The organism is Dyadobacter sp. CY312, assembly GCF_021390535.1.
Lineage (GTDB): Bacteria > Bacteroidota > Bacteroidia > Cytophagales > Spirosomataceae > Dyadobacter.
In genome coordinates this window covers 321,079-337,675 of the sequence record NZ_JAJUXG010000008.1, presented here as the reverse complement: position 1 = coordinate 337,675, position 16,597 = coordinate 321,079, and the positions used below count along the sequence as shown (strand labels likewise).

Sequence of the window (16,597 nt, the reverse complement as noted above, 5' to 3'; positions counted from 1 at the left end):
TGCTTTTTTTTCTCTAAATTGCCCATCATCTTTTTATTATGGCGCAGGCCGGGGTGGTGGAACTGGTAGACACGCAGGACTTAAAATCCTGTGAGCCGAAACGCTCGTACGGGTTCGATTCCCGTCCCCGGTACCACTTATCCCAGAGACTTCCTTTACAGGGAAGTCTTTTTTTTGCTCCCCTTTTATCATATATTTGATATTTTGCCAGACACAAGAGAGCTCATCAGGGATTCATTATCTCTCTTTGAAGCTTCTCGAAAATGTCCGTTCAACGTATCATCTGATGAAAGTATCTCCCCTGCAACCCTTCAAGATCGTCTATTCGATTCTGAATCATGAGTATCTCGGCTATATTTTTGAAACCTTCGTGGTTCAGCTGGATCATCAGGGTGATTTTTCGTTTTTAATACAAAACATTTCTTCTAAAAACATAAACGAGTTCAATTCCGGCATTGATGAAAAGGACGTCGAACTCGTCAACCTCATTGACGATATTCAGCAGGATGCAATCCTGAAAAAATTCAATCCAAAAAAATTACATGCTGTTGATTTTTTCCTAAAAGTGTACGATCCTCAAAAGGGAGACAAAGGGACTCAGGAAGCCATCTTTAATTATCTCGAAAAAACCAAAGCGCAAATACTGGAAAGACTTGATGGTAAAAGTTTGTTCATCATGGGTAGTGACGGAAACCCACTCTGGAAGCAGATTGTCCGGGAGACTGAAAAAGCCACAATCCGCTTTCATTTTGTACGCAATGAAGACAACACCCATTACTTTCCTACAATCAGATTTAAATACGAAAAACTGGATTTTCAATACAAGAATGCAATACTGATCTGTGAAGAACCGGCATGGCTTATCGTTGACGCACATTTGTATCACTTTGCAGGTGACGTAGATGGTAAGAAAATCAAGCCATTTCTTGCCAAAAAATTTATTGCCATACCAGGCAAAGTAGAGGAGCAATACTACCGCAAGTTTGTGGCTCCTCTTATTGCATCGTATGATGTGGTTGCTAGAGGTTTCGAGATCAGAAATATCACCTCTTCTCCGAAAACAGTTCTGACCATATCAGATACCGCGGCAAATTTTAAAAAATCTGAAATGCTTCTTTTTGCTGATTCAGATAATACTGAAGTTGTGACTGATGAGCCCGACGATAATGAAGTAATATTGGATCTGTCCTTCCAATACGGTCTTGGAAATTTTGCATTCAGAACGGACTCTGACGCGGCTCCATCGAGTGTATCGATTGAAAAAAAAGGAACGGAATATTTCTTTCATAAAGTAAAGAGAGACCTATCTTCCGAAAAACAACAATTAGACAGGATAAAAAGCTGGGGACTAAATATTCGTAATGGAAAAATAATGCTTCCTAAATCAGAGGCGTTCGGATGGCTTCAAACCAATGCGAATCTGCTTGAAGAGCATGGCATTCAGCTTAAACAAAACACTGCCGATTCAAAACGTTACTTTCTTGGCTATTCATCGCTGGACATTTCTATCCAGGAAGGAAGAGACTGGTTCGATATTCATGCCAAAGTACAGTTTGGAGAATTTGAAATACCATTCATTCAGCTTAAAAATTACATTCTCAACCAGAAAAAGGAATTTCTTTTACCGAATGGAGAAACAGCTGTAATTCCGGAATGGTGGTTTACAAAATACTCAGAGCTGTTTTCTTTCACGGAAAATCATGAAGGTGAGCTGAGGCTAAAAATGCACCATCTGGCTCTGGTTCAGGAGTTGAGGGAGGACAATCTGGCAAGTGCTGTGATCAGCCGAAAACTTGAGAATCTCCGCGACTTTAATCACATAGAACCTACTGAGCAACCGGTTCATTTCAAAGGGATTTTACGACCGTATCAAAAATCGGGATACGATTGGCTTCATTTTCTAAATCAGTATCGTTTTGGTGGCTGCCTGGCTGATGATATGGGTCTTGGAAAAACGGTTCAAACGCTTGCATTTTTGCAGTCGCAAAAAGAACAGGGTATTTCTGAACCGTCCTTGCTAATAATGCCCACCTCGCTCATTTACAACTGGGTACTGGAAGCCAAGAGATTTACACCCGATCTTAAGGTACATGTTTACACGGGAACATACCGCGAAAAAAGCACAGAGCAATTTAGCCAATATGATCTGATTCTGACATCCTATGGTATAGTGCGGCTAGACATTAACATCATTCAATCTTACCGTTTCAATTACGTTATTCTGGATGAATCTCAGGCGATTAAAAATCCTTCTTCCATAATAACGAAGGCGGTCAGGAAACTGAACTCAGCCAACAGGTTAATCCTGACAGGTACACCTATTGAAAACAGCACCCTCGACTTATGGTCTCAAATGTCATTCGTTAATCCGGGATTGCTGGGAACGCAAACATTTTTCAGGGATGAATTCCAGATTCCAATTGAAAAACGTAATGATGCTGAGAAAAGCAAGCGGCTCTATAATCTGATCAAACCCTTTATTCTTCGCCGTCATAAATCGCAGGTTGCAACGGATCTTCCCGAGAAAGTGGAAAGCATTCAATACTGCGATATGACAGAAGAACAGGAAAAAGCTTACGAAGAATCGAAAGCTTATTACCGGAACCTGATATTACAAAGTATTGACTCTGAAGGTTTCTCAAAATCCCAGATGGTGGTATTACAGGGACTTACCAAATTACGACAATTGGCAAATCATCCCAGAATGGTCGATGCTGAATATGAAGATGGTTCAGGAAAGTTTGAGGATGTTCTTCACAAGATACAGACGGTATTGGGAGAGAATCACAAGATATTGATATTCAGCCAATATATTAAACACCTTGATCTTTTCAGGAATTACCTGAATAAAGAGAAAATCACCTATTCTTATCTGGACGGTTCAACCAAGGACAGACAGACTCAGGTCGAAAATTTTCAAAATAATGAAGATATCAAAGTCTTCCTTATTTCTCTTAAAGCAGGTGGACTAGGACTGAATCTGACAGCAGCTGACTACGTGTTCATTCTTGATCCGTGGTGGAACCCAGCCATTGAGGCGCAGGCCGTAGACCGGGCTCACCGTATTGGTCAGCAACGGACGGTATTTACGTACAAATTTATTACCAAAAATTCCGTCGAAGAGAAGATTCTTGCCCTGCAACAAACCAAGAAACAATTGGCCGACGACCTCATATCCAGCGAAGACGGTTTTGTTAAATCACTTACAAAAGAGGATGTACTGAGCCTGCTTTCATAAAAAAAGAATCCTGCCCGAAAAATTTCAGACAGGATTCTTTCACCTCAAATATATTTCCTTAGCTCAACTGGGCAGATATTTCACGGCTGATCAACGCTTCACGATCAGGACCTGTTGAAATAAAAGTAATTGGCAGGTTCAATTCTTCTTCCAGAAATTTCACATAAGCAAGTAGCTGAGACGGAATTGCTTCGAAATCATAGATTCCATCCAGGGATTGCTGCCATCCTTCAAATTCGCGATAGATTGGCTCTACTGTTTCGTCACACAAATCATAAGGAAGCTGATCGGTGGTAGTTCCATCTGGCAGGCGATAGTGTGTACAAACGTTAATTCTATCAAAAACCGTCAACACATCCACCTTCATCATAATCAATTGCGTAACACCGTTGATCATGATCGCATATTTAAGAGCTGGCAAATCCAACCATCCACAACGACGCGGACGCCCGGTGGTTGCACCAAACTCACGACCTTCCTGGCGCATTTTTTCTCCCGTTTCTTCCAACAATTCTGTTGGGAAAGGACCACTTCCAACCCGCGTGCAATAAGCCTTGAATATACCGAATACCTCTCCTACCTGACTCGGGGCAATTCCCAGACCTGTACATGCACCGGCAGCCATGGTTGTAGAACTGGTCACGAAAGGATAAGAACCAAAATCAATGTCCAGCAGAGAGCCTTGTGCACCTTCTGCCAAAACCGATCTTCCAGCCGTAAGCGCATCGTTTACAACATACTCACTGTCTACCAGTGTGAACTGCTTCATGAACTCAATAGCAGCAAAGAAATTTTCTTCCGATTGTGGTAATGCTGCAGAATAGTCAAACGCATAAAAGTCAAGAATTACTTTGTGCGCGTCAACCAGTTTTTTGTATTTATCAGCAAAATTTGGAGATAAAACATCACCAACACGAAGTCCGAGACGGGCAATCTTATCCTGATAGGTTGGACCGATGCCTCTTAAAGTAGAACCGATTTTTGAATCACCTTTGGAGCGCTCATACGCCGCATCAAGCAACGCATGGGTAGGCAGAATTAATGACGCCTTTTTAGATACAAACAGATTACTGAATAAATCCAGATTGTATTTCCCTAAATTTTCAACTTCACGTTTGAAAACAATAGGATCCAATACTACACCGTTTCCGATGATATTTTGAATATCGCTGCGGAAAATCCCTGATGGAATTTGATGCAAGACATGTTTAATGCCGTCAAATTCAAGAGTATGTCCTGCATTGGGACCTCCCTGAAAACGGGCTACGACATTATAACGCGGCGCAAGAACGTCCACAATTTTCCCTTTACCCTCATCTCCCCACTGGAGACCAAGCAATACATCAACTTTCATCTAATAATTGATTACTAAAAAATAAAATTTTTCATGCAAGACTGCCGGCTCATGCAGTCAGAACCGGACGGAGCAACAAAACTACTAATCTCTTTCGTGAGCAACAGACACTTCCTGACCAATTTCACTACGATTCTGGCAATTCTCTTTGGTGCAGTTACCGTAAAATATGAGGGAATGGTGCATAACACTAAAGTTGAGCATTTCCCCAACCATATTCTGAATGGACTGGATACGCGGATCGCAGAACTCCATTACTTTATGGCAATCGGTACAGATCAAATGATCGTGCTGTTTATTTCCGTATGATTTTTCAAACTGTGCCAGGTTTTTTCCAAATTGATGCTTGGTTACCAGATCACAGTCCACAAGTACGTCAAGGGTATTGTATACCGTAGCACGACTTACCCTGTAGCGTTTATTCTTCATACTGATGTAAAGCTCATCCACATCAAAATGATCCTCCCTCGTATATATCTCTTCCAGGATCGCAAAACGCTCAGGTGTTTTCCGAAGTCCTTTATTTTCTAAGTAAGCCGTTAAGATTTTCTTGGCGGCTTCAAAATTTGGTTTGCTGGCTTGTGGCATATCTTTTGAAATCTTGCGCAAATTACGCTTTTTTACTTAAACAAGGTGACTATGTGGCAGCTAACATCAAATTTGGAACTGCCGGAACCAATACCAGTTTCATAACAAGTATCATATGTATTGGTTCATAGATAACTATTTTCCGTTCAAATTGGTATCAAATCGCTGCACTTTGTAAACACCTTCTACTTCTTCCAATTTATTTATCAGTATATCCAAATGGCTTGTATCCTGTACATACAGCCTTATATCACCATTAAAAACGCCGTCTTTGGTGTCAATGGTAAGACCCCGCATATTAATGTGAAGCTCATTGGAAATGATTCGCGTCACGTCATTAATCAACCCAACTCGATCTGTTCCTGATATGTATAGCCCTGCCAGAAACGCTTCTTCCTTACTGGACTCCCATTTGGCTTTGATAATTCTGTTACCATGTTTTGACATCAACTCCGCCGCATTCGGGCAGGTAGTACGGTGAATTTTGATACCTTCATTAATGGTAACAAAACCAAATACGTCATCTCCGGCAATTGGATTACAGCATGGGGCAAGCTTGTAATCAATTTTATCCATGTCATCACCTATCAGCAGAGTATCGCTATCGGCTCTGTCGCCATGAATATTTTTTAAAAGTTTGGTAAATGCCTTGCCATCACTGTTTGCAGCAACAGGCGGTATGGTTGTGTTTTCACCTGCTTTCCGCTCCTTGGCCTCCTTATCTCTTTTGAATCTTTTTAACTCGTCGAGGTGAATATATGCTTTGCCAATCCTGTAAAAGAAATCAGCAGTTGTTTTACATTCAAAAAAAGCCCGAAGCTGGTTGGTAACCTCCGCTGTAAGTTCTATTCCAAGTACTTTTAATTTTTTTTCTACCAGTTGCCGTCCATCTGTTTCATAGCGACGATTATCTTCTTTGAGAAAATCCTTAATCCTGGATCTGGCCTTTGAGGTGACTACAATACGAAGCCAATCTTCATTAGGCTTTTGTTTAGCCGAAGTTATGATCTCGATCTGATCCCCGTTGTTGAGCACATAGCTGATAGGAACCAGTATTCCACCCACTTTGGCTGCCATGCAATGCGCACCGACTTCTGAGTGAATGTCGAATGCAAAGTCCAGAGCCGTAGCGCCGCTCTGCAGCACTTTCAGCTCACCTTTAGGCGTAAACACAAACACTTCCTCATTGAACAAATTGCTCCTGAACTCATCCAGAAACTCTATTGCGGCCGTTTTGTCTCCAAAACCGTTCTCCAACGTTTCCCGCACCTGCGTGATCCACTGCTCAATATTACCACGTACCTTGGTATCGTTCCCTTTGTATTTCCAATGGGCCGCATATCCCTTTTCGGCAATTTCATCCATTCTGGACGTGCGTATCTGCACCTCCACCCACTGCCCGCTTTTACTCATTACCGTCGAATGCAACGACTGATAACCGTTGGCGCGTGGCGTACTCAAAAAGTCTTTAAGCCGATCGGGGTTGGGCTTATAATGATCAGTCACGATGGAGTATGCCTGCCAGCAAATTGCCTTCTCTCTATCTCCTTCTACCGAAGATTCCAGCACGATCCTAACGGCAAAAAGGTCATAAATCTCTTCAAACGGCTTGTTTTGCTTTCGCATCTTATTCCAAATGGAATAAATCGACTTTGGTCTTCCTTTCAGAATAAAGTTCAAACCGGCAACTTCAAGGTCCTGTGCGATCGGCTCCATAAATTTGGAAATAAACCGGTCACGAATACCTTTTGTTTCTCTCAATTTCCTGGCGATAGCCCTATACTCCTGCGGCTCTGTATATTTAAGATACAGCTCTTCCAGCTCTGACTTAATACTGTATAAACCCAACCTGTGGGCAAGCGGAGCATATATAAAAATCGTTTCTGAGGCAATTTTCAGCTGTTTGTCACGAGGCATACTGTCGAGCGTACGCATGTTATGCAAACGGTCAGCCAGTTTCACCAGGATCACACGCACATCATCCGAGAGCGTCAGAAGCATTTTTCTGAAATTTTCTGCTTGCTGCGAGGTCCCGTATTCGAACCTTCCAGATATTTTGGTGAGACCGTCAATAATTTTCGCAACCTTTTTCCCGAACAGTCGCTCAATATCTTCAATACGCATGTCGGTATCTTCCACAACATCATGCAAGAGTGCTGCTACGATTCCTGTGGTACCCAAACCAATCTCTTCAACAACGATCTGAGCTACTGCCAGCGGGTGGTAAATATAGGGTTCTCCCGATCTGCGACGCATGTCTTTATGCGCCTCTACGGAGGTATAAAAGGCTTTTTTTATAAGTTTGGCATCGTTATCCTTCAAAAAAGGCTTTGCTGTCCTTAATAGTCTTCTGTATTTTTTGAGAATATCCTTACGCTCCTGCTCAAGGTCAATATTGAGGGATTCAACGAGTTGCTCCACTGCTAAATAGTAATTAGTACGCTTCACCAAAATAACAAATTTTAGTGACATTATTCAATATCATTTTACCAAAACATAAATTTTTTAAAAAAATTTGGATGTATTAAAAAAATTAACATACCTTTGCACTCCCAATTCAACGATCGAGTTGATAAACGGAACAAAAAACTAAGAGCGGGCGTGGCGGAACTGGTAGACGTGCTAGACTTAGGATCTAGTGCCGCAAGGCGTGGGGGTTCGATTCCCTCCGCCCGTACGAATAGCAAGGGAGTGACGGGGCGTCGTATTCCTAATTAAATTTAGAAATAAATTGCTCCGTAATTAACCCGTCAAATGCCCTCAGGACTATGTTTTGAGGGCATTTTTCATTTTCAATTTATCTAAAAAAGAATTTACCAATATCATAAAGGAAAGCATGGAAGTTTTATTAGAGAAAAATTCGCCGACATTAGCTTCACTTAAAGTAAAGCTGACCAAAGAGGATTATCAGCCAAAAGTTGATAAAACCATCAAGGATTATTCAAAACGTGTGAATTTGAAAGGTTTCCGTCCAGGAAAAGTGCCGGCTCATGTAATTCAGCGCATGTATGGTAAGAGCATCCTGGTAGACGAAGTAAACAATCTTCTGAGCGGTGCAGTGAGCAACTATATCCGTGAAAATAAATTGCAGGTTGTTGGGGATCCAATTCCTGACCGCAAATCTGCTGACGAAGTAAACTGGGATACCCCAAACGAATTTGAATTTAGCTACGACCTGGGTATTGCAACTGATTTTGATGCAAACCTTTCCGAGCTTCCGGCAGTAAAACGTTATTCAATCAACGTTGACGATAACGAACTGAACAAAACTTTGGACAGTCTTCGCGAAAGATTCGCTGACAGCGCTCATCCTGAGGTAAGTGAAGTTGGGGATATGATTTTTGGCGAACTGAAACAAGAATCAACTGAATTCACTACACGCACTGCAGTTCCTACAAAACAGGTTAACGAAGCAAATCAGGCTAAATTCATCGGTGTTAAAAAAGACGATATAATTACGTTTGATATCCAAACCACATTTGCTGATCAGGCTGCGATTGCACACATCACCGGCAAGAAAAAAGAAGACGTTAGCGAACTATCCGGAGAATATACTTTGGTAGTAGAAGACATCACCCGTCAGGCTCCTGCTGAATTAAACAATGAGTTTTTTGATAAAGTATTAGGACCAGGTGTTGCAGATACTGAGGAATCTTTCAAAGAAAAAGTTCTTGAAATCATTAAGAGCAACTACGAAAGAGAAACAGAAGCACTTCTTCGTCGTGACATCGAAACAGCTTTGATTGATAACATTGCTATTGAAGTACCTGAAGAATTCCTTAAAAACTGGCTTGAAAAAACAAACGAAGGCAAGTTTACCCGTGAGCAGATTGAAGAGCAATTCACTGATTTCCAGAAATCTTTAAAGCTTAGCCTGATCAAGAATAAAATTGCTGATACTGCTGCTATAAAAGTGGAGTATCCGGAAATTCTTGATTTTACCCGTGAAATGGTAAAAGGTCAGTTTGGCATTTACGGAGACGATGACAGCATGAAAGAAACCATCGACCGTGTTGCACAAGGTTACCTTGCTGATAAAGAACGCGATAACTACACAAGCATTTTCAATCAGGTATTTGACAACAAAGTACTTGACGTAATTCGCGGACAAGTTAGCACCGATGAACAAACTATTGAAGTAAGCGAATTCGAAGCTCTTGCAAAAGGAGAAGCGAAGGAAGAAGTATAGATTTTAAGTCAGGAGTTTACACTTTTCAGTAAACAGTTTCTTGACTATTCATAAAAGAGTTCAAAGTTGACAGTGGTCTGTTACTTTGGACTCTTTTGTTTTTCACGCACTTTGAACTGTTTACTCAAAACTCCTGACTAAAACCCAATCTTCTCCCGCTGCTCCCCTATCTGCCTGATCACTCCCTCACCAAACCATAACTTGAATTTGGCCTTCCATTGCTCTACTTCATTTTGCAAGCGGCTATTGACTGCCAGTAGCCTCGTATTTTCCTGACGCAGCCATTCGGTTTCTGACATGGTGAGCGATTCAAAACCCAATAATTCGGGAAGCGGGACATCCAGCAGCTTGGCAATATTTTCCAGCCGGGAAAATGAAAGTTCAGTTCGCCCCCTTTCCACATCGCCGTAGGCTGTTGTAGATAAACCCAGCATATCGGCCATATTCTCTTGCGAGAGACCCTTTTGAAGTCTGATCTGACGAATTCTTTCTGATAAATTTGATGCTAATTCCATAGCTTAAATTTTATTTTTCTTTATCATACCAAATCTTGGTGCAATATATACCGTCTGTAAAAAGATGACAATCGCAATTTTCGATAATTTATCACACCAACAGGCAAGGATTATTCAATGAAATATTCAAATTTGTGATCAGTAAAAAAAACCGAAGTACAAATTTGTTATAGAAACTAAGATAAAGTCCTTTTTGTTCTTCTGAACATGTACCCTTTAATTACATATCATTTTAAAATTTAAGTTTATTCATGAATCACGGAAATGAATTTAGAAAATATGCCGTTCATCATCTTGGGATGAGCGGTCTTAAGGTAGACGGTTATATGAACCATACTATCGATAATATGACACGTTCGGTAATTGAAGAACGTCCGATGAACTTCAGAGAGGTCGACGTATTTTCAAGATTGATGGCTGACCGTATCATTTTCATGGGAACGGGAGTGGACGATAATATCGCTAACATCATCGTTGCTCAGCTATTGTTCCTCGAATCTGCTGACGCTAAAAAAGATATCCTGATGTACATCAACAGCCCGGGAGGCTCGGTTTACGCAGGATTGGGAATTTATGATACCATGCAATATGTACGTCCTGACGTAGCAACAGTATGTACCAGCCTTGCCGCATCTATGGGTGCTGTACTTTTGGCAGGTGGTGCTGCCGGCAAGCGTTCTGCACTTCCACACGCAAGGGTGATGATTCACCAGCCATCAGGAGGAGCACAGGGAACATCTGTTGACATCGAGATCACAACACGTGAAATCGTAAAATTGCGTCATGAACTTTATGAGATCCTGGCAAATCACACAGGCCAGACAGCGGAACAAATCGGAATAGATTCGGATCGTGACAAATGGCTTCGTGCTTACGAAGCAAAAGAATACGGACTTATCGACGAAGTTCTTACAAGAGATAAATAAGCATTCTGGATTACCAGTAAAGGCCGCCCGGATGAGAAATTATCCGGGCGGCTTTGTTATACAGTATACCACAGATTTGGTAAGGCGGTCAAAAAACCGGAACTTTACAGCAAGTTTGCTCTGCATATGCGCAATGGTTAATTTGTTTGATGCTTCTGATGTTTGTTCGTGGTACATCTACAAATTATCCGTCCCATAATTAATATACCGGACTCCTTTGTTCGAGAGCAAAATCATCGGGTTGGCTGAAACAATATGTACAACCATTTTGTTTAGTTTTCTCAACAGTCGCAATCCGGTTGGGTTATGATTTATTTTAGAATTGCATCGTACCATCACTGAAATATTGATCAATGGCACAAGTAAGTTGTTCGTTCTGCGGACGTAAGAAGAATGAAGTTGACCTTTTACTTTCGGGTATTGATGCCCACATATGCAATCACTGTATTGCACAAGGGTATCAGGTTATTACCGAAGAACTAGGCTCTAAGGAAGATAAGAAAGAAAAGAAATCGAAATTACCCAAGCTAAAATCCATTCCGCCAACTGAGATCAAGCGTTTTCTTGAACAATACGTAATTGGCCAGGATGAAGCAAAACGTTCTCTGGCTGTTGCAGTATACAACCACTACAAACGTCTGAATCAGACTTCTACGGATGACGATGTGGTGATAGAAAAATCAAATATCATCATGGTAGGCGAAACCGGAACCGGTAAGACCTATCTTGCAAAATCCATTGCACGTATACTTCAGGTGCCATTTTGTGTTGCTGATGCAACCGTGGTAACAGAAGCAGGTTATGTGGGAGAGGATGTCGAAACAATCCTGACACGTCTTTTGCAAGCGGCTGACTACAATGTGGAAGCAGCTGAGCGTGGAATTGTATACATTGACGAAATAGATAAAATTGCGCGCAAGTCGGACAACCCTTCTATCACCCGTGATGTAAGCGGCGAAGGTGTGCAACAGGCCTTGCTTAAACTTCTTGAAGGCTCTTCTGTAAACGTGCCACCACAAGGAGGTCGTAAGCATCCCGACCAAAAGATGATTACTATCAATACAGAGAACATTCTGTTTATTTGTGGAGGTGCATTTGATGGTATCGAACGTCACATCGGAAAACGAATTAATACACGCCCGATCGGATTTTCCGGTGACAACCGCATTATAGAAATATTTGACAAAGGAAATCTGATGCGCTACGTTACAGCAATGGATTTGAAGTCATTTGGACTAATTCCTGAGTTGATTGGTCGTTTGCCAGTATTGACGCACCTGAATCCTTTGGACAGAGAAACGTTGCGACGTATTTTGACAGAACCTAAAAATGCACTTGTGAAGCAGTACGCTAAACTTTTTGCAATGGAAGGTATCAAATTACATTTCGATGAGGACGTTCTGGATTTCATTGTGGATCAGGCTATGCAATACAAACTTGGTGCACGTGGACTTCGCTCGATCTGTGAATCGATCATGACAGACGCCATGTTTGATCTGCCTTCTCAGAAGGAAATCAAAGAATTTACGCTTTCCCTGGATTACGCACAGGAAAAATTCGAGAAATCGTCGATGGCCTTGCTTCGCTCTGTGGCATAGTCAGTTATCATTCGATATTTTATATTAAAAATGCCCCGCAGCACTTCTGGTATTGCGGGGCATTTTCAATTTATTACAAATACCTCTACTTTGCGGTCAAAACAGTAGTATCATGGAAAACTGGTTAGTTAATAAATCAATTGTAGTAATAGGCGGAACGACCGGTCTTGGTTTTTCAGCGTCGAGAGCATTCATCAAAGCAGGAGCTAATGTCGTAATGGTGGGACGAAATCCTGAAAACTGCCTTTTGGCGGAACTGAACCTCGGTTCCAACTCCCGGGCAAAACAGGGAGACGCTACACATCCGCAAACGGCATTGGACGCAATTCAATTGTGCATCCGTGAATTCGGAAGTTTCGACGGCCTATATCATGTTGCAGGAGGAAGTGGTCAGAAATTTGGTGATGGTCCGTTGCATGATTTATCACTAAGTGGCTGGAACCAAACCCTGGATCACAATCTCACTTCCATGATGCTTTCCAACCAGGCTGCTGTCAGGGCTTTAATGGGTATGAATAAAGGAGGTTCAATCCTGAATATGAGTTCAGTTCTTGGTTTTTCGCCTTCTCCAACGCACTTTGCCAATCATGCATATGCAACTGCAAAATCTGCGATTATAGGCTTTTCCAAGTCTGTCGCTTCCACCTATGCTCCCAACAATATCCGGGTCAATGTTGTTGCTCCTGCTATTATTGAAGGTTTGGTAGATGCTTCGGAAGCACGCGATAAGTTCATTGCGACCAAACAACCGCTTAACAAAGGCCGCTACGGGCATGTTACGGACCTGGATGGAGCCGCAGTGTATTTCATGTCCGACTATTCCAATTTTACAACAGGTCAGGTTTTGTCTGTTGATGGAGGATGGGATGTTACTGACGGGCAATTATAAAATGTGTCTTCCCAATAAGCCAACATTTTAAAAAGAACCTCAAAACCATCTTTTTGAGTATAATCCTGTAATTTCGTGTACGCAATCTCCCATTGGAGGTCGCATTTTCTAACCACGACCATATCCATTCATGGCTACCGGACCTATTGTAACTTTAACGATCAACCCAGCTCTTGACGAAAGTTCAAGTGTGAACCGCATTGTCCCCGATAATAAATTGCGTTGCGAAGCACCAACTTATGAAGCGGGAGGCGGAGGCATTAATGTGGCCAAAGCCATTCACAGACTTGGCGGAAATCCCGTAGCGGTGTTTACTGTTGGCGGACCTACCGGACAGCGTCTTCACAAGCTTGTAAAAAGTGAAGGTGTGGAAACGATGGTAATTGAAACCAAACAATGGACCAGAGAGAATTTCCATATACTCGAAACAAGTACAGGTTTTCAGTATCGTTTCGGAATGCCGGGTACTGAAATGATGCCAACAGAAGTTCGGTCTATTCTGGAAACTTTGGAAGAATTTGATCCGAAACCATCTTACATCATCGCAAGTGGTAGCCTTCCTCCGGGAGTACCCGAAGACTTTTATGGACAGCTGGCCAAAATTGCTCAAAAACAGGGAGCAAAATTTATTGCAGATACATCAGGAGAGGCATTGCGATATGCCACGGAAACGGGCGTGTACATGCTCAAACCAAACATACTGGAATTGAGCCAACTCGTTGGTGTCGACAAGCTGGAAATGGATGAGGTAGATGACGCTGCCAGAGCACTCATTATTCGTGGACAATGTGAGGTTGTGGTTGTTTCTATGGGTGCAATGGGTGCAATGCTGGTCACAGAAGATCAGGTTGAACATATACCAGCTCCTCCTGTTCAACCAAAAAGTACCGTCGGTGCGGGCGACAGCATGGTTGCCGGTATCGTATGGACCCTTTCCCAGGGAAAATCCTTACGTGAAGCCGTGCGCATGGGTGTAGCCTGCGGATCTGCGGCCACAATGAACTCAGGAAGCGAATTATTCAAAATGCAGGATGTGAACCGACTTATGGATTGGCTGAACCGTTATGGAAAAAGATATTCTGCAACGGTTTGAAAACAAAGCCAATATTTATAATCTTAAAAGCCCTTTAACGGGCTTTTTTTGTTGTCAGATTACTTTCTGATAGTTACCGATCTTTAATATATTCGATCAAATGAAAACCAGCAGATGAGCATTCACATAATTAGTAAAAAGTAATTCAGTTTGTCTTTGGAATAAAACGATCAGCAATGACAGACAAACCTTCACGCCGTGAATTCGCCAAAGTGACAGCTACGCTTGCTGCCGCTATAACATTTAAGCCATTTTACATTCTTCAAGCAAAACCACGTTCCAACGGTGAAATTATTGGACATGGTTCTCATAAGTACAGGGTTCAGCAGGGATGGGGGAATCTGGATTCTTCTAAATTTCCGGTCAATAATTGTCACGAAATGGTGCAGGACAGCAAAGGACGGCTCCTGATGATCGGCGATGAGGTAAAAAATAACATTCTGATCTACGACCGATCCGGTAAATTACTCGACAGCTGGGGACATGATTTTCCAGGTGGACATGGCCTTACTCTATGGAATGCAAACGGAGAAGAATTTCTTTTTATCTGCGACCCTAACACAGGAAAAGTTTTCAAAACGGACTTAAAGGGAACGATTCTGCTCACAATTGAACATCCATCAAAAGTAGGGGCGTATAAAGAGAGTGACGCTTTTAAACCTACCGAAACCGCCATTGGTCCGGATGGCACAATTTACGTTGCAGACGGATACGGTTCTCAGTGGATATTAAGATACACGCCCAAAGGAGAATTTATAGACAAATTTGGCGGAGCGGGAGACGGTGATGCTCAATTCTCCACAGCTCATGGCGTAACTGTAGACTATCGGAATAAGGCCAACCCTACCCTTTTGGTAACTTCTCGTGCACACAATTCTTTTAAGAGATTTACTTTGGACGGAAAGTATCTGAATACCATGTTTCTTCCGGGAGCATTTGTATGCCGCCCGGTTATTAAGGAAGAAACGCTCTATTCAGGTGTATGCTGGTCGAGACTGAGATATTTGAACCAAACAAATGATTCCGGTTTCGTGACGATTCTTGACAAAAACGACAAGGTTATTTCCAATCCCGGAGGAACTCAACCCGAATACCGCAACGGACAATTGCAGCTCATGGTCCAGGAAAAACCAATTTTCATGCACTGCCATGATGTTTGTGTAGATAACGACAAGAATATATACGTCTGTCAGTGGAATGCAAAGAAGACCTATCCGGTAAAACTGGAAAGGGTTTGATATCTATATTAAGGTTTGTTTTCAATAAACCTTAATACGGGATTTAACGAACCAGTCTTACTGTAATACCATTGATCACCATTGTACTGATTGTCAGGATCGCATAAGCCCAGCCGACACCTAAAAGGGGCACCAGCCAATAGACCCCGACGAGAAAAGCCACAAATCCGTAGCCAGCCAGCAATAATCCGTACAGTATTCTGGCAGCTGCATCGCCTCCCTGCTGCGAATGTGTGAAAACCGCCAGTGTGGAAGTCATGATCGGAAATGGTGTTAGAATTCCACTCCATGTAGGACCAAGAAAATCGGCCGCTTGCGTTAGTACCACAACGAACAATGTGGCAACCAGCATTCTTAAAGGAATGTCATAAACAGGCTGTTTACGGGTTTCACTCTTCTTCTTCGGTTTTGGAAAAACATACAATATTCCTGTCAATACGACGATGTTCAGCAAAATACCAGCTGTTAATGAAACTGATCTGCCGAGAGAAGCCAGCGCTACCACGAAAAAGGCCGCGTAACTTAAAAGCACAGTAGGAAACCATTTCAATCTGGATGCTGAAACAGCATATACCAAAGCAAAAAACATGGTTCCAATGGATCCCAACAGCGCGGACGGAATTGTGGATGCAGCAAATGAAGTGCCATGCTCAATCGCGATGAAAAACGAAATGGGACCTGCAACCCAGGGAAAACCACCAATCCAACCTCCGAAACCTTCTCCCCATTTTCTTACCGCTAGTGTCACACCCGCAATGAGAGGCGGCATGAGCAGGATTTTGATCAATAACAGTAGAGACAACCTAATATAGTTCTGATAATGTAAGACACAAATTTACAGCTAAGCACATTACAACGAGCTTTTGAGGTAAAATACTTACAAATAATCATTGCAACACAGTTGCATATAATGTATTTTTGCAACGTTGTAACATAAATAGAAAATTCACATCGCTGGTAGTAAGATAA

Annotated in this window: 12 protein-coding genes and 2 tRNA genes; 9 read left to right on the top strand and 5 right to left on the bottom strand. The window is 42.1% G+C overall.

Features of this window, described 5'->3' with window-relative positions:
* The first annotated feature begins 47 nt into the window (after window positions 1-47).
* A tRNA-Leu gene (locus LZG71_RS12770) sits at window positions 48-136 on the top strand.
* A 150-nt stretch (window positions 137-286) separates the two neighbouring features.
* Window positions 287-3,238, top strand: a complete 2,952-nt coding sequence (locus LZG71_RS12765; RefSeq protein WP_233820954.1) for a DEAD/DEAH box helicase — start codon at window positions 287-289, stop codon at window positions 3,236-3,238.
* A 58-nt stretch (window positions 3,239-3,296) separates the two neighbouring features.
* On the opposite strand, the gene LZG71_RS12760 is transcribed toward LZG71_RS12765, so the two are convergent.
* From LZG71_RS12760 to LZG71_RS12750, 3 genes are all read right to left on the bottom strand, one after another.
* Complete coding sequence (locus tag LZG71_RS12760) at window positions 3,297-4,592, bottom strand: adenylosuccinate synthase (protein WP_233820953.1); 1,296 nt, start codon at window positions 4,590-4,592, stop codon at window positions 3,297-3,299.
* Window positions 4,593-4,676: 84 nt separating this feature from the next.
* The gene (locus LZG71_RS12755) at window positions 4,677-5,180 is read right to left on the bottom strand and encodes a Fur family transcriptional regulator (protein WP_233821085.1); all 504 of its coding nucleotides are present in this window, start codon (window positions 5,178-5,180) and stop codon (window positions 4,677-4,679) included.
* 135 nt (window positions 5,181-5,315) lie between these two features.
* Window positions 5,316-7,652, bottom strand: coding sequence for a bifunctional (p)ppGpp synthetase/guanosine-3',5'-bis(diphosphate) 3'-pyrophosphohydrolase (locus tag LZG71_RS12750; RefSeq protein WP_233820952.1), 2,337 nt, complete (start codon window positions 7,650-7,652; stop codon window positions 5,316-5,318).
* A 123-nt stretch (window positions 7,653-7,775) separates the two neighbouring features.
* Between LZG71_RS12750 and LZG71_RS12745 the strand changes: the two genes are divergently transcribed.
* Window positions 7,776-7,857: transfer RNA gene (locus LZG71_RS12745), tRNA-Leu, on the top strand.
* Between the two features lie 159 nt (window positions 7,858-8,016).
* Window positions 8,017-9,369 carry a trigger factor gene (gene tig, locus LZG71_RS12740; RefSeq protein ID WP_233820950.1) on the top strand — a complete coding sequence of 451 codons (1,353 nt, stop codon included), beginning with the start codon at window positions 8,017-8,019 and terminating at the stop codon, window positions 9,367-9,369.
* 137 nt (window positions 9,370-9,506) lie between these two features.
* On the opposite strand, the gene LZG71_RS12735 is transcribed toward tig, so the two are convergent.
* Entirely contained in the window at window positions 9,507-9,884 is a 378-nt protein-coding gene (locus tag LZG71_RS12735) for a helix-turn-helix domain-containing protein (protein WP_233820948.1), read from the bottom strand.
* Window positions 9,885-10,135: 251 nt separating this feature from the next.
* On the opposite strand from LZG71_RS12735, the gene LZG71_RS12730 reads away from it, so the two are divergent.
* From LZG71_RS12730 to LZG71_RS12710, 5 genes are all read left to right on the top strand, one after another.
* A complete protein-coding gene (locus tag LZG71_RS12730; protein WP_233820946.1) occupies window positions 10,136-10,810 on the top strand; it encodes a ClpP family protease in 675 nt (224 codons plus the stop codon).
* Between the two features lie 353 nt (window positions 10,811-11,163).
* Window positions 11,164-12,408, top strand: a complete 1,245-nt coding sequence (gene clpX, locus LZG71_RS12725) for an ATP-dependent Clp protease ATP-binding subunit ClpX (protein ID WP_233820944.1) — start codon at window positions 11,164-11,166, stop codon at window positions 12,406-12,408.
* Between the two features lie 112 nt (window positions 12,409-12,520).
* Entirely contained in the window at window positions 12,521-13,297 is a 777-nt protein-coding gene (locus LZG71_RS12720) for an SDR family NAD(P)-dependent oxidoreductase (RefSeq protein ID WP_233820943.1), read from the top strand.
* 130 nt (window positions 13,298-13,427) lie between these two features.
* Window positions 13,428-14,390 carry a 1-phosphofructokinase family hexose kinase gene (locus tag LZG71_RS12715; RefSeq protein ID WP_233820942.1) on the top strand — a complete coding sequence of 321 codons (963 nt, stop codon included), beginning with the start codon at window positions 13,428-13,430 and terminating at the stop codon, window positions 14,388-14,390.
* A gap of 176 nt (window positions 14,391-14,566) precedes the next feature.
* Window positions 14,567-15,628, top strand: a complete 1,062-nt coding sequence (locus LZG71_RS12710; protein WP_233820941.1) for a 6-bladed beta-propeller — start codon at window positions 14,567-14,569, stop codon at window positions 15,626-15,628.
* A 43-nt stretch (window positions 15,629-15,671) separates the two neighbouring features.
* Here the strand turns inward: LZG71_RS12710 and LZG71_RS12705 are convergent, their stop codons facing one another.
* The gene (locus LZG71_RS12705; protein ID WP_233820940.1) at window positions 15,672-16,397 is read right to left on the bottom strand and encodes a hypothetical protein; all 726 of its coding nucleotides are present in this window, start codon (window positions 16,395-16,397) and stop codon (window positions 15,672-15,674) included.
* Between the last annotated feature and the right edge of the window lie 200 nt (window positions 16,398-16,597).